Annotated in this window: 13 protein-coding genes; 9 read left to right on the top strand and 4 right to left on the bottom strand. The window is 69.7% G+C overall.

The window, feature by feature from the left end:
- Positions 1 to 41 precede the first annotated feature (41 nt).
- Positions 42 to 1,610 carry an AbgT family transporter gene (locus CI785_RS09060; RefSeq protein ID WP_105031774.1) on the top strand — a complete coding sequence of 523 codons (1,569 nt, stop codon included), beginning with the start codon at positions 42 to 44 and terminating at the stop codon, positions 1,608 to 1,610.
- A gap of 34 nt (positions 1,611 to 1,644) precedes the next feature.
- Here the strand turns inward: CI785_RS09060 and CI785_RS09055 are convergent, their stop codons facing one another.
- Positions 1,645 to 2,205: a dihydrofolate reductase family protein gene (locus CI785_RS09055; protein ID WP_105031773.1), complete on the bottom strand. Its 561-nt coding sequence runs from the start codon at positions 2,203 to 2,205 to the stop codon at positions 1,645 to 1,647.
- 232 nt (positions 2,206 to 2,437) lie between these two features.
- Here CI785_RS09055 and CI785_RS09050 point away from each other — a divergent pair, with 232 nt between their 5' ends.
- From CI785_RS09050 to CI785_RS09035, 4 genes are all read left to right on the top strand, one after another.
- Positions 2,438 to 3,385 (top strand): ATP-grasp domain-containing protein, encoded by a 948-nt coding sequence (locus CI785_RS09050; protein WP_105031772.1) that lies wholly within the window; start codon positions 2,438 to 2,440, stop codon positions 3,383 to 3,385.
- Between the two features lie 220 nt (positions 3,386 to 3,605).
- Positions 3,606 to 4,028 carry a ChaB family protein gene (locus CI785_RS09045; RefSeq protein WP_105031771.1) on the top strand — a complete coding sequence of 141 codons (423 nt, stop codon included), beginning with the start codon at positions 3,606 to 3,608 and terminating at the stop codon, positions 4,026 to 4,028.
- 111 nt (positions 4,029 to 4,139) lie between these two features.
- Positions 4,140 to 5,192: an iron-siderophore ABC transporter substrate-binding protein gene (locus tag CI785_RS09040; RefSeq protein ID WP_105031770.1), complete on the top strand. Its 1,053-nt coding sequence runs from the start codon at positions 4,140 to 4,142 to the stop codon at positions 5,190 to 5,192.
- 78 nt (positions 5,193 to 5,270) lie between these two features.
- The gene (locus tag CI785_RS09035; RefSeq protein ID WP_105031769.1) at positions 5,271 to 5,600 is read left to right on the top strand and encodes a PRC-barrel domain-containing protein; all 330 of its coding nucleotides are present in this window, start codon (positions 5,271 to 5,273) and stop codon (positions 5,598 to 5,600) included.
- A 79-nt stretch (positions 5,601 to 5,679) separates the two neighbouring features.
- On the opposite strand, the gene CI785_RS09030 is transcribed toward CI785_RS09035, so the two are convergent.
- Entirely contained in the window at positions 5,680 to 5,949 is a 270-nt protein-coding gene (locus CI785_RS09030; RefSeq protein ID WP_105031768.1) for a DUF6480 family protein, read from the bottom strand.
- Between the two features lie 95 nt (positions 5,950 to 6,044).
- A complete protein-coding gene (locus CI785_RS09025) occupies positions 6,045 to 6,398 on the bottom strand; it encodes a hypothetical protein (protein WP_157940214.1) in 354 nt (117 codons plus the stop codon).
- A gap of 239 nt (positions 6,399 to 6,637) precedes the next feature.
- Between CI785_RS09025 and CI785_RS09020 the strand changes: the two genes are divergently transcribed.
- Positions 6,638 to 7,249, top strand: a complete 612-nt coding sequence (locus tag CI785_RS09020) for a GNAT family N-acetyltransferase (protein ID WP_105031766.1) — start codon at positions 6,638 to 6,640, stop codon at positions 7,247 to 7,249.
- 69 nt (positions 7,250 to 7,318) lie between these two features.
- Here the strand turns inward: CI785_RS09020 and CI785_RS09015 are convergent, their stop codons facing one another.
- Positions 7,319 to 8,689: a dihydrolipoyl dehydrogenase family protein gene (locus CI785_RS09015; RefSeq protein ID WP_105031765.1), complete on the bottom strand. Its 1,371-nt coding sequence runs from the start codon at positions 8,687 to 8,689 to the stop codon at positions 7,319 to 7,321.
- Between the two features lie 149 nt (positions 8,690 to 8,838).
- Between CI785_RS09015 and CI785_RS09010 the strand changes: the two genes are divergently transcribed.
- From CI785_RS09010 to CI785_RS09000, 3 genes are all read left to right on the top strand, one after another.
- Positions 8,839 to 9,588 (top strand): DUF7793 family protein, encoded by a 750-nt coding sequence (locus CI785_RS09010; RefSeq protein WP_157940213.1) that lies wholly within the window; start codon positions 8,839 to 8,841, stop codon positions 9,586 to 9,588.
- A gap of 173 nt (positions 9,589 to 9,761) precedes the next feature.
- Positions 9,762 to 10,805 (top strand): NAD(P)-dependent alcohol dehydrogenase, encoded by a 1,044-nt coding sequence (locus CI785_RS09005; RefSeq protein ID WP_105031763.1) that lies wholly within the window; start codon positions 9,762 to 9,764, stop codon positions 10,803 to 10,805.
- Between the two features lie 242 nt (positions 10,806 to 11,047).
- Positions 11,048 to 13,117: a sensor histidine kinase gene (locus tag CI785_RS09000; RefSeq protein WP_105031762.1), complete on the top strand. Its 2,070-nt coding sequence runs from the start codon at positions 11,048 to 11,050 to the stop codon at positions 13,115 to 13,117.
- Positions 13,118 to 13,123 lie beyond the last annotated feature (6 nt).

Here is a 13,123-nt window from a genome sequence, read left to right as displayed (position 1 = left end):
GACCCCCGACCGACCGACGCAGCAACCGCGAAGGAGAACGCATGGCATCCAGCGCAGCCACCCGCCCTGGACTGGCGGACCGCTTCCTCACGGGCGTGGAGAGGGTCGGCAACAAGCTGCCCGATCCGTTCATGCTCTTCCTGATCCTCTTCGCCATCACGGCCGTGCTCACCACGGGCATGGCGCTCGCGAACGTGACGGTCCAGGTGCCCGGCGCCGAGGAGGCCACCGTCATCAAGGGCCTGTTCACCGCGGAGGGCATGACGTGGCTGACCGAGAACCTCGGCGCGAACTACCTCGGCTTCCCGCCGCTGGCCACGGTGCTGCCCATCCTGCTGGCGGTCGGCGTGGCCGAGAAGTCAGGCCTGCTCGGCGCCCTGATCCGCCGTGTCTTCGGCTCGGCGCCCCGTTGGGCGCTGGCGTACGCGGTCGGTCTCGTGGGCGTGGTCGGATCCGTCATGTCGGATTCCGCGTTCGTCGTCATCCCGCCGCTCGCGGCCCTCGTGTTCAAGGCCGCAGGCCGCCACCCCGTGGCCGGCCTGCTCGGGGGATTCGCGGCCGCGGGGGCCGGTTACTCCACCAACCTGCTCGTCACGAGCCTCGACGCCCTGTTCGCCGGCATCACGACGGCGGTGACGGAGAACCTGCCCAACCCCGGCGCCCCCGTGACGCCGCTGTCCAACTACTACTTCAACATCACCTCGTCGGTGATCCTGATCCTCCTCGCCGGCTTCATCATCGACCGGGTGCTCGAGCCGCGGCTCACCCGGCAGGGCGTGCCCGTCGACGAGCTCGTCGAGGACGGCGAGCACGCGGCCCCGGTGGTCCTGAAGGCCGAGCTGGAGCCGCGGGAGGCCCGCGGGCTGCGGTGGGCGATGATCGCGGGCGGCGTCGTGGCCCTGGTCATCCTCGTCGCCGTGATCGTCCCGGACTCGCCCTGGCGCAACGAGACGGGCGGGTTCCTGCCGCGCTCGCCCCTGCTGAGCTCCATCGTCTTCATCGTGTTCCTGCTCTTCGTCGTCCCGGGGCTCGTCTACGGGCGGATCGTCGGCACCATCACCACCGGGCGCGACATACCCCGGGTCATGGGTGAGGCCATCAAGGACATGGCGGGATTCCTGGTGCTGGCGTTCATCCTCGGCCAGTTCATCGCGCTGTTCAACTGGTCCGGCATCGGCTCCTGGATCGCCGTCGCCGGCGCCTCGGGCCTGCAGGCGATCGGACTGACCGGCTACCCGGCGGTGATCGCGTTCATCCTGCTGGCGTCCGTCCTGAACCTGTTCATCATCTCCGGGTCCTCGATGTGGACGCTCATGGCGTCGGTGTTCGTGCCCCTGTTCGCCCTGCTCGGCTACGAACCCGCCTTCATCCAGGGCGCGTTCCGGGTGGGCGATTCGGCCACCCAGGTCATCACGCCGCTGAACCCCTACATGATCGTGCTGCTGACCATGCTGCGGAAGTACGAGCCGGAGGCCGGTCTCGGCACCCTGATGGCACGGATGCTGCCCTTCGTGGTGCCGTTCTGGCTCGCCTGGGTGGCCATCCTGACGGTGTTCTTCTACCTCGACCTGCCGCTGGGTCCGGGCAACGACATCTTCATCGAGCAGTAGGCGGGCGGGTCCGCCCGCCGTCGGACCCGCCCGCTCAGCGGACGGCGTCGTACACGGCCAGTGAGATCCCGTTCGAGTACACGGCGTGCTCGGTGAGGGAGAGCTTCGTCCTGGTGGCCTGCGCCGCGTCGTCGAAGAGCCGCTTGCCGGACCCCAGCAGGACGGGGAACACGAGCAGGTGGTAGCGGTCCACGAGGCCCGCTGCCGCGAGGCCCCTGGCGAGGGTGCCGCTGCCGTGCAGCAGGATGGCGCCCTCGCCCTCCTGCTTGAGGCGTGCGACGTCGTCCAGGGACCGGAGGACCGAGGTGTTGTTCCACCGGGGATCCGTCAGGGTGCTGGAGACCACGTACTTCGGCATCTCGTTGTACTCGGCGAACTCCTCCATGGTGGGCCAGACGGGGGAGAACTCGTCGTAGCTGACCCGCCCCAGGAGCAGGGCGGAGGCCTCCTCCTGCTCGCGGCCCTTGATCTCGTAGGCGGCCTCGTCGAACTCGATGTCCTGGAAGGTCCAGCCGGCGTGCGGGTGGTCGCCGCCGCCCGGGGAGTCGATGACTCCATCGAGTGACATGAACTCGGTGACGATCAGTGTGCGCATGGTCTCCCTCTTCCGGGTCTCGGACGGTGCCGGGTCACCGGCGCCTCGATGCGCCCGTGACCCACGATCAGACTGTAGACGGACGCCGCCCGCCGAACTCATCGGACGCGCGGCGCCCGCCGGCCGGGCGGCATGGCGACGGCGCCGCGGTGCCGTCGCCGGGCTCCCTGCGGAATAGGTACCCGGGTACACCGGTTATCCCACCAAGCCCCACCCCGACGGAAGGATCGCCGTGACCACGGTCTACGCCCTGCACGAGAACCCCGAATGGTTCCCGCCCTTCGCCCGAGCCTTCGAGGCCGAAGGGATCGAGGTGGTCGAATGGCTGCTCACGGACGGGGTGCTCGACCTCGACGCGGTCCCGCCGGAGGGCATCTTCTGGTCCCGCATCAGCGCCTCGGCCCACACGCGCGACCACGGTCTGTCCAAGGACTACGCCCGGTCGGTGCTGTCCTGGCTCGAGGCGCACGGGCGCCGCACGGTGAACGGGCGGCGTGTGCTCGAACTCGAGATGAGCAAGGTCGACCAGCTCACCGCCCTCAGGGCCGCCGGTATCGAGACGCCCCGCACGGTGGCAGCCGTCGGCCGGGACCGCATCCTCGAGGCGGCCGAGGGCTTCGGCACGCCGTTCATCGTCAAGCACAACCAGGGCGGCAAGGGCCTCGGCGTCCGGAAGTTCGACTCCCACGAGGAACTCGCCGAGTACGTGGCCTCCGCCGAGTTCGAGGAGCCGCAGGACGGCATCACCCTGGTGCAGGAGTACATCCAGGCCGCCGAGCCCTTCATCACCCGCGCGGAGATCGTGGGCGGCACGTTCGTCTACGCCATCAAGGCCGACACGGCGCGGGGCGGCTTCCAGCTCTGCCCCGCCGATGCCTGCGCCATCGACCCGACGACGGGCAGGCCCATCATGCCGCCGGGCGCCACGATCGCCCCCGAGCCGGACCAGCAGCTCTTCAGTCTCCGCGAGGGGTTCGACCACCCCGTGATCGCCCGCTTCGAGGAGTTCGCGCGGCGCAACAACCTGGAGGTGTGCGGCATCGAGTTCATCGAGACCGCGGACGGACGGGTCCTGACCTACGACGTCAACACGAACACCAACTACAACGCCGCCGTCGAGGCCGTGGCACCGAAGTCGGCACCCCGCGAGCTCGTCCGGTACCTCGGGACCCTCGCCTGACGCGTGCCCCGTTCATCGCAGCGCGACGGCGCCCCCGCCCCGCGGAGGCGCCGTCGTCGACTCGAGGTGATGACGGGGTGACCGGGATCGCCGGTACCTGCGGTCCTCGCGGATGGACGGTGGCCGACCCCATCGATGGGTAGCGCCGGCTGCGGTAGCGTGCTCGTAGGGCCGGCCGTCCTGACCGGGCGGGCTGCCGCGACGCGAAAGGATGCTGCCGATGTCCCGTTTCAGCAAGGACGGCAAGGTCAAGGCCGAGACGCTGCCGAGCACGTTGCAGCGGTCCGACGAGAAGGCCCAGGACAGGTTCGCGGCGACGCTCGACGCCGCCGAGGAGCAGTACGGCGACGGCGAGCGCGCGCGGCGCACGGCGTTCGCCTCCCTCAAGCACGGCTTCGAGAAGGTGGGGGACCACTGGGAGCCGAAGGAGCACAGGGGACCATCCGACGAGCAGGCGGCCGGCGGCGGTGCGGACGCGCGCCCGACGGCGGGCGGCGTGGATGCGAACTCCTCGAAGCGGCACCTCTACGACCTCGCGAAGAAGCTCGAGGTCCCGGGCCGCTCCACGATGTCCAAGGACGAACTGGTGGCCGCGCTGCAGAAGGCGAACGACCGGGCGACGCGGAAGGCGCGCGAGTCGTAGCCATTACGCAACAGAAGTATTTCCTAATCAAACTCTGCTTAGGCTAGCCTTACTTCTATCCGTCCACGGTCCCATGAGGGTCATGGAAGCCCATAGAAGCCGAGGAGCCCCATGGCACCCCCACGCCTGCGCGGCCTGATTGCCGCCGCCGTCGCCGTACTCGCCCTGTCCGCCTGCTCGACCGGCCCTGCCGACGACACCGCGGCGCCCGCCGGTGGCAGCAGTGCCTCCGCCGATGCCGGGGCCTTCCCCGTCACGATCGAGCACGCCTTCGGCGAGACCACCCTGACGGAGAAGCCCGAGCGCGTGGCCACCGTGTCCTGGGTGAACGCGGACGTGTCCCTCGCCCTCGGTGTCGTGCCCGTGGGGATGCCCGCCGACACGTACGGCGGCAACGAGAACCAGTCCACCCCGTGGAAGGACGCGAAGCTCGAGGAGCTCGGCGCCACCATCGGATCGGAGAACGCGCCCGTCCAGTACTCCGAGACCGACGGCATCGCCTTCGAGGACATCGCCGCGACGAATCCCGACGTCATCCTCGCCGCCTATTCCGGGATCTCCCGGGAGGACTACGACACCCTGAGCAAGATCGCACCGGTGGTCGCCTATCCCGAGATCGCGTACGGCACCGCCTGGCAGGATTCGACGCGCATCATCGGTGAGGCGCTCGGCCTGACGGAGGACGCCGAGCAGCTCGTGACCGAGACGGAGCAGGCGATCGACGACGCCGCGGCGGAGTACCCGCAGCTCGAGGGCAAGACGTTCATCTACGGCAACCTCGAGCCCGCCAGTGCCGAGGGAGTCAATGTCTACACGGCCAACGACAACCGTCCCCGGTTCCTGACGTCGCTCGGCATGGTCCAGGCGGACGTCGTCACCGAGAACACGACGGGCTCCGAGGAGTTCTTCATCCCGTGGTCCGCGGAGCGAGCCAACGAGCTCGAGTCCGACATCTTCGTCACCTGGGTGCCCGACGAGGGCACGAGGGACGCCATCGCCGGCGACCCGCTGCTCGGCCAGATCCCCGCCGTGGAGCGCGGGGCGCTGGTGGCGGACAGCGACAACACGCTGACGCTCTCCATCTCGGCCGCCAACCCGCTGAGCCTGGTCTGGGCACTCGACCGCTTCCTGCCGATGCTCGGTGAGGCGGCGGACAAGGCCTGAGGCGCGTGCGATTGCCCTCCGGCAGTATCTGGGCTGGAATGGGAGCGGACCGACATCTCGTCCTACGAAGGGAACCCGATGGCCCAGTCGGAAATCAACAAGCTCCAGGCGGCAACCGCCTGGGACAGCAACGGCAAGAAGCTCGGCGACGTGAACGACGTGCACCTCGAGAAGGAATCCGGCATCCCGGCGTGGATCACGGTGTCACTCGGGCTGCTGAACTCGCGCAAGCACTACGTGCCCCTCGCCAATTCGCGCTTCGAGGGTGATGCCCTGTACCTCGCGTGGCCGAAGAGCACGATCACGGGGGCGCCCGGCGCACTGAGCAGTGTGAAGCTCTCTCCCGAGGAGGAGTCGGCGCTGATCGACTACTACCGGCTCCGTGACGACGCCGCGACGACGCCGTGACCGCCTAGCAAGCCCGAGGCGTTGCACGAAGAAGCCCCCTTCCGCTCAGGCGGAAGGGGGCTTCTTCGATCGGAAGCGCTCAGAACATCTGGAAGATGCCGACGATGTTCCCGATGATGAAGACCAGGACCAGCAGGACGATGAGGCCGATGACGCCGAGCCAGAGACCCGTGACACCCTTCGACTGCGTCTTGTCCTCGACGTCCGGCTGCTGCCAGGTGGTGCTGGCTTCGCCCGGAGGTGTCTCGCCCGGGGGAACGCCCCCGCCCGGTTCGAGTCCGGTGAGGTTCATCTCGTCCGGGTCCGGATTACCGGCGTTCGACGGATCGGGGTTCTTTCGTTCGCTCATGCTGTCCTCCGCGTGGTTGGCCGGGTGAGTCTTTTTCACCCTACCCCGCGGATTGTAAGTGTGCTTATCAGTTGTGTGGCGTCCGCCGTACTGGACTATTGGCCGAGACCTGCTGTGCTGCCGCCGGTGGGATCGAACCTCTGGCCCGCGGCGCTGTGCCGGAGGTCGTTGCCGTCGCCCGATCCGGCGCCATTGCCTACCGCAGCACCGGCGGATGCCATGACTGCCTCCTCGCGGGGTGTCCATGACATCGTGATGTTCACGCCCTGCTCGGTGTCCTCCACGAAGAGGTGGAGGTCCTCGCCGATCAGCGCCTCGTGGTGCACCGGGTCACCTGCCTCCCGTGCCATGTCCGCGAGGCGGCAGATCGCAACCGACATGGCGCGTCCCCAGTCGTGCGGGTGCTTGCTCGTCGACGCCTCGGTAGCGCTGAATTTCCTATCGGTCATCGCCATCGTCTTCCCTGCCGTTGGAGAGGAATTAGAGACCTGCCCTTTCGGGTGGAAGCAACTGTAGCAGCGCCCGCCGAGGGGTAGAACCTGCTCGCGGATGAACTTTCGGTGCCGGAACGGGGGTGTCCGGGGCGCCCTTCCTCCTGCCCTGTCTCCTGTCGGTGGCATCGGCTACTGTTCCTCGTGCCGGGGTCTAGAAGCAGGCTGCGGCTCCTGACCATCATCGGATCCCCCCTATGACAGAGTCCCTGCCCGTTCCCGATGTCGCTGACGCAGTCGGTGGCACCTCCCTTCCTCCCGGCCTGCAATCGCCGCTCGTCGTCGACCGGGAATCCTCCGTGGACGCGCCGACGCCGCGGGAGCGCGAGATCCTCTGGATGGAGGCCGCCCTCGACGCCGGAGACCTGGCGTCCGTCCCGCTCGCGGAACTGCGCGTGCTGGCGAACAGGATGTTCCGCCTGCTCGACACCGACCACCCGCCCCAGCAGGCCGCCGAACGCTATGCCGCCCTGGTCACGGAGATCGAGGACCGAGCCCGCCGGGCCGCCGCGCGCGCGGACATCCGGGAGGTGTTCAAGGACTCGCCCTTCAACTCGCGCTTCGAGCTGTACTTCGACGGCCACCTCGCCGCGTACATCCGGTACTCGATGCTCGGCGGCCGCCTCACCCTCAGGGCCCTGGTGGAGAAGGCGGGTTTCGAAGGGCGCGGGCTGGGCGTGGTCCTGATGCGCCGCGCCATGCTCAATGCCCACAAGCGGCGCCTGAGCGTGGTGCCCGGGTGCCCCTCGGCGCAGGCGTTCCTCGAGCAGAACCCGCAGTACCGGACGCTGGCGCGCACCTCGGACTGATGCCGATCTCGGGGGCCCCGCCCACATCCGTGCACGTGAGCACAGCATCCCCCGCGGGGAATCCAGGGCCTAGCTGCGCAGGGCCGCCCGCGCCGCGTGCCCGATGACCGCGCTGTACGTGGGATAGGCGAACTTTACGCGCGCGAGCGTCGCGAGATCGGTGCCCGCCGCCATCGCGGAGGCCACCGCGGTGATGACCTCGACGGCGTTCTCCCCGACCGCGTGCGCGCCGAGGATCAGCTCCCGCCGCCGGTCGATGACGAGCTTGAGGAAACCCTGCTCGCGGTCGTCGATGATGGGCCGCTCCACGGCGGCGTAGGGCATGGTGACTGCGTGACATTCGGCGTCGCGCTCCCTCGCCTTCGCCTCGGTGAGTCCCACGCCGGCGTAGTCCGGGTCGGTGAAGCCGCCCTCGGGCAGGAGGTGGTGCGGCGTGGTGCGGGTAGCGCCCAGCACCGCGTTCTCGGCTGCCGTCTCACCCTCGAAGACGGCAGCCTGCACGAGCATGCTGCTGCCGTTGGCGTCACCGGCCACGAAGATATGGGGGACGTTGGAGCGCAGGTACTCGTCCACCGGTATGAAGGAGCGCGCTGTGCGGACGCCGGCGGCGTCGAGTCCGAGACCGGGGAGGTTCGCAGGCCAGCCCGCGGCCATGACGACGGCGTCCACCGTGCGCGACTGCGGTTCCCCGTCGCGCTGCCACGTGAGGCTCAGGGCGCCGTCCTCCCGGCGGATGCTGTCCACGCCGCCGATGCCGGTCTCCACCTGCACCCCCTTGCCGGTGAAGCTCGCGGTGACGGCCGCGGCGACGTCCTCGTCCTCCGTCATGAGGATGCGCGGAGCGAGATCCAGCAGCAGGACCTTCGAGCTCAGCGCGTCGAAGATGGTGGTCATCTGCGCACCGGTGTGGCCGCCGCCGATGATCGCCACCGTACCGGGCAGTTTCTCGAGGCTCAGCACCTCGTGCGGAAGGACGGCGAGTTCGGCACCCTCGATGGGCAGGCGGCGGCCGCTGCCGCCGATGCACAGGATGATCGAGCCCGCCGTGACCTCGCGCCCGTCCACGGTGACGGAGTGCTCCCCGGTCAGCTCGGCGTCGCCCTCGATCAGTTCGATGCCGAGGCGCTCCATCGTGGGGCCGTACCCCTTCGCATCGAGGACGCGGGCCACCGTGGCGCGCACCCGTTGCACGGTCTTGTCCCAGTCCACGGACGGCTCGTCCACGACGATCCCGTAGTCGTACGCCGTCCGGACCTCGCGGTAGAGCCGTGCGGTCTTCGCGAGTACACGGGTGGGCACGCAGCCGGAGTTCACGCAGGTGCCGCCGAGGGCCGAGCGCTCCACGACGGCGGTCCGCGCCCCCAGCTCGGCAGCCCGGGTGGCTGCCGCCATGCCGGCAGGCCCACCACCGATCACGAGGACGTCGAACGTGTGGTCCATGGAGGCTCCTTCGGAGGTCGGGTGGCTCGTCCCATCCTCCACGGATGCGGCCGGGGCCACAACGGCGCGCGATTCGGCACGGGAGGTGGTGCACCGGGGGCACTCCTGCGCCTAGGATCGGAACTCACCCTCGACGGGAACGGATGCGGATGCCTGGGGACGCTGGGGAGCGGTCACGCTACACACTGACGGACGACGGCGCCTTCCTGCGCCTCCGATGGGCCGCGGGGGTCACCATCGAGGCGGACGACGTACGCTCCACGATGGCTGCCGTGACGGCGGCGTCCCCCGCGGGCAAGCGGCCCCTCCTGGTGAACATCGGTCTGGTCGACGCGATCACCCTGGAAGCCCGTCACCTCCTCATCGAGGACACGTGTTCCCTGCGCACGGGCGTTGTGGGCGTCGACGCGGTGGGCAAGGTGCTCACGGCCTTCAACTACCGGTCCGCGACCCCGAGCAGGTACTTCACCGTCGAGGACGAAGCCATCGCGTGGCTGCTGGGGAAGGCCGAGGGCGGAGAGGCCACCAGCCGGGAGGCCCTGGATCCTGATCCGTTCAGGGCCCGGCTGGAGGAGGGCATCGTGCTGGTCGACTGGGACCACGGCACGAGCGTGACGACCGAGGCGGCGGAGGCGCTCGTCGCCGCCATCGCGGCCCTGGATCCTCCCCGGAGCCTTCCGATGCTCGCGCTCAACAACGACATGGTGTCGCTCACGCACGAGGCACTGAGCGTGTTCGCCGAGCGGCTGGACGTGACGGCGCTGGCGATCGTCGGGGCGGCCGGCGACCGGACGATCGCCACCTACTACAAGCAGCTCCATGCACCTCCCTACCCCACGAGGTTCTTCACCACCGAGACCGAGGCCCGGCAGTGGCTCGCCTCGGAGAGGCCTTCCTGACGGCGACATGCAGACCGGGGCGCGGCGGGCGAGGCCTGTGCCGGTTCCGGACCGATTCTCCGGCACCGGCGGATCCGACCTACCGTTGGGGGAGTGAGCCTTCACGCGGGCGGCCCGGTCCGACCCCGCCCGCCGATCCCCGATCCCCGATCCCCGATCCCTCAGGAGAATCCATGAGAACCGTCAAAGCATACGCAGCCCCGTCCGCCACGGAGCCGCTCGTCCCCACCACCATCCAGCGGCGTGACGTGGGACCGAAGGACGTGCTGATCAAGATCGCCTACGCCGGCATCTGCCACTCCGACATCCACACCGTCCGCGGTGAATGGGGACCGCAGCAGTACCCGCTGACCGTCGGCCACGAGATCGTCGGTGTGGTCGAGGAGGCGGGCTCCGACGTGACCCGCCACAGGGTCGGTGACCGCGTGGGCGTCGGCTGCATGGTCAATTCGTGCCGCGAGTGCGCCAACTGCCGGGCGGGCGAGGAGCAGTACTGCCTGAACGGCAACGTCGGCACCTACGCCGGCGTGGACCGCGACGGTTCGATCACGCAGGGCGGCTACTCCACGCACATCGTGGTGGTCGAGGACTTCGTGCTGTCCGTGCCGGAGAGCATCCCCTACGAGGCCGCGGCGCCGCTCCTGTGCGCGGGCATCACCACCTACTCGCCGCTCGCCCACTGGAACGCGGGACCCGGCAAGAAGGTCGCCGTCGTCGGACTCGGCGGACTCGGGCACATGGCCGTCAAGATCGCCTCCGCCATGGGCGCAGAGGTCACCGTGCTGTCGCAGAGCCTCAGCAAGCAGGACGACGGCAAGCGCTTCGGCGCCGAGCACTACTACGCGACCAGCGACCCGGACACCTTCAAGCAGCTCGAGAGCACCTTCGACCTCATCATCAACACCGTGAGCGCGAAGATCGACCTGGACGCGTACCTCTCCCTGCTCCGCCTCGACGGGACCATGGTCAACGTGGGTGCTCCGGCCGACGCCCTCCCCCTGCACGTGTTCACCCTGTTCAACCAGCGGCGTTCCTTCGCGGGCTCGGGGATCGGAGGGATCCGCGAGACGCAGGAGATGCTCGATTTCTGCGCCCAGCACGGCATCGCCCCCGAGATCGAGGTCGTCTCCGCCGACGCCATCAACGAGGCCTACGAGCGCGTGCTGTCCTCCGACGTCCGCTACCGCTTCGTCATCGACACGGCGACGCTCGGCTAGTCCGCCGGCCCGACGGGAGCAGGGGCGCGGTGGCCGTCCCTGCTCCGAAGCCGATGGACCCACCCGCTCCACCCGGCCTGCCGTCCGCCGCATGGCAGGAGCCGTTGGCCCGCCCGACCCCGGCGGGGCAGCGCTGGACGGGGGCGACAGCAAGTATGCTGTCCATCGGTGGCCGCTCCCGGCCACGTCTCCGGTCCTGGTCCGATCGCGGCAGGACACGGGTTCCCGGTGGACGGATAGGGATGGGCGAGGAGCGCATGCAGGTGGTCGCGCGGAGGCTGGCAGCGCTTCCCCCGGTATCGGTCCACCTCCTGTTCGCCGTCCTCCTCACCGCCGCAGCATTCTTCGGCCGCCACACCAACCTCGAGGCCTCCGGGCTCGCCCTCGTCTGGCCGGCGGCCGGCATCACCTTCCTGTGGGGCCTCTGGGCCTCGCGCGCCCGGCGGGATCTCGCCGTCGCCCTCGCGGCGACCGTGCCCATCCTCGCCGCTGTCAACCTGGTGACCGGCCTCAGCCCGGCGCTCGCGCTCGCGGTCGCGTTCGGGAGCGCCGCCCAGACGGCCGTGGCCGCCGCCCTTTTCCGGCGCGTCGTACCGGAACTCACCGTGCAGTCCGTGGGGGACTACCTCCGACTCAGCGCGGTGGCCCTCGTGGCCTGTTCGGTCGGCGCCCTGTTCATCGTGGCAGGCAGCGCCCTCGACGGTATTTCGGAGCCCGTCAGGGCCTTCATCCCCTGGCTGGTCCGCCACGCGGTGTCCCTGACGGCGCTCGGATCGCTCGGCATCGTTGTCGCAGCGGGCATCAGGGCGCGTGCCGTGGGCGAGGCGCATCCGACGCTCACCCCCGCCCGCCGCGCCGAGTACGCCCTCCTGGTCGTGGTCTCCGTCATCCTGTACGTCGCGACGTTCGGTGCCGAGGCCGCCCTGCCGGTGGCCTACGCCACCATCCCGGCGCACATGTGGGCCGGGCTGCGCCTGCGCGCGGGCTGGGCGATGCTGCACGGCCTGGTGAGCGGCGCGTTCCTGCTCTTCTTCACCCTCGCGGGCCTCGGGCCGTTCCAGGAGCTGGGCCCCGGGACCGGCGTCTATGTGGCCCAGTCCTTCATGTTCATCGCCTTCTCGCTCTCGGCGGTCCTGGCGCTCAGCATGGACGAGCGGCGCCGTCTGATCGCGCGGCTCTACCGCGCCACGGAGGAGGCGAAGGCGGCGGCCGAACTCCGCGACCTCGTGATCGGCAGGATGAACGACGGCGTCCTCGTCGCGGCACCCGACCGCCGGCTCATCTTCCAGAACGCGGCGAGCGAGCGCTGGCTGGGACCGGGGACCGCCCGGCCAGGCGAGACGTGGCGGCGCGAGTACGAGGTCACGGCCCCGGACGGGCAGCCGCTGAGCGAGGAGGAGAACCCTCTGACCCTCGCGCTGCAGGGGACCGTCACCGAGCGCAGGGACCTCGACCTCACCCACCGGACGGGGGAGGTGGTGCACCTCTCGGTCGACGCGGTGCCGCTCCCCGGGGACCGGGGCGCCGTGATCGTCATGCGCAATGTGACCGGCGAGCGTCTGTACCAGCGCGACCTCAGCCGTTTCGCGTCCGTGGTCGCGCACGACCTCCTGACACCACTGACGGTCTTCGACGGGTGGCTCGAGCTCCTCGAGGACCCGGACCTGCCGCAGGCCGAACAGCAGGCCAGCATCGAGCGGCTCCAGCAGGCGAGCCTGCGCATGAGGACGCTCATCCGCAACCTCCTCGCCTACAGCCTCGCGAAGGAGGAGCGGCTCACCGCGTCGAGGATCGATGTCGGTCGGGTGGTCGAGGGCATCATCGACCTGCGCACCGCCCTGCCGGGCACGCAGCTGCCCGAGGTCCGTTTCGCGGTGGACGCGCCTGATCCCGTCTACGCGGATGAACGGCTCTTCCTGCAGCTCATGGAGAACCTCGTGGGCAACGCCATGAAGTACGGCAGGACCGACGGCACGGGGGAGGTGACGGTGACCACCTCGGTGGACGCCGCAAGCGGCCGGACGCTGGTGCATGTGCGCGACAACGGGATCGGCGTTCCCATGGGTGATCTCGAGCGCGTCTTCGACGAGTTCCACCGCTCCGAGAACGGCCTCCGACAGGCGACGGGGACGGGCCTCGGGCTGGCCATCTGCCGTCGCATCGCCGAGGGCCACGGCGGGTCCATCAGCGTCAGGAACCTCGCAGAGGGCGGCGCGGAGTTCACCGTCGGCCTGCCGGGCGCACCGGACCAGCTGCCCGAGGGCATCCCGCTGGTCAGCGACGAGCGCACCCCCCGCGTGTCCGCACCCTGACGCCCC

Origin of the sequence: Arthrobacter ruber (assembly GCF_002954225.1) — a bacterium.
Classification (GTDB): domain Bacteria; phylum Actinomycetota; class Actinomycetes; order Actinomycetales; family Micrococcaceae; genus Arthrobacter_D; species Arthrobacter_D ruber.
This window is presented reverse-complemented; position numbering and strand designations above follow the sequence as displayed.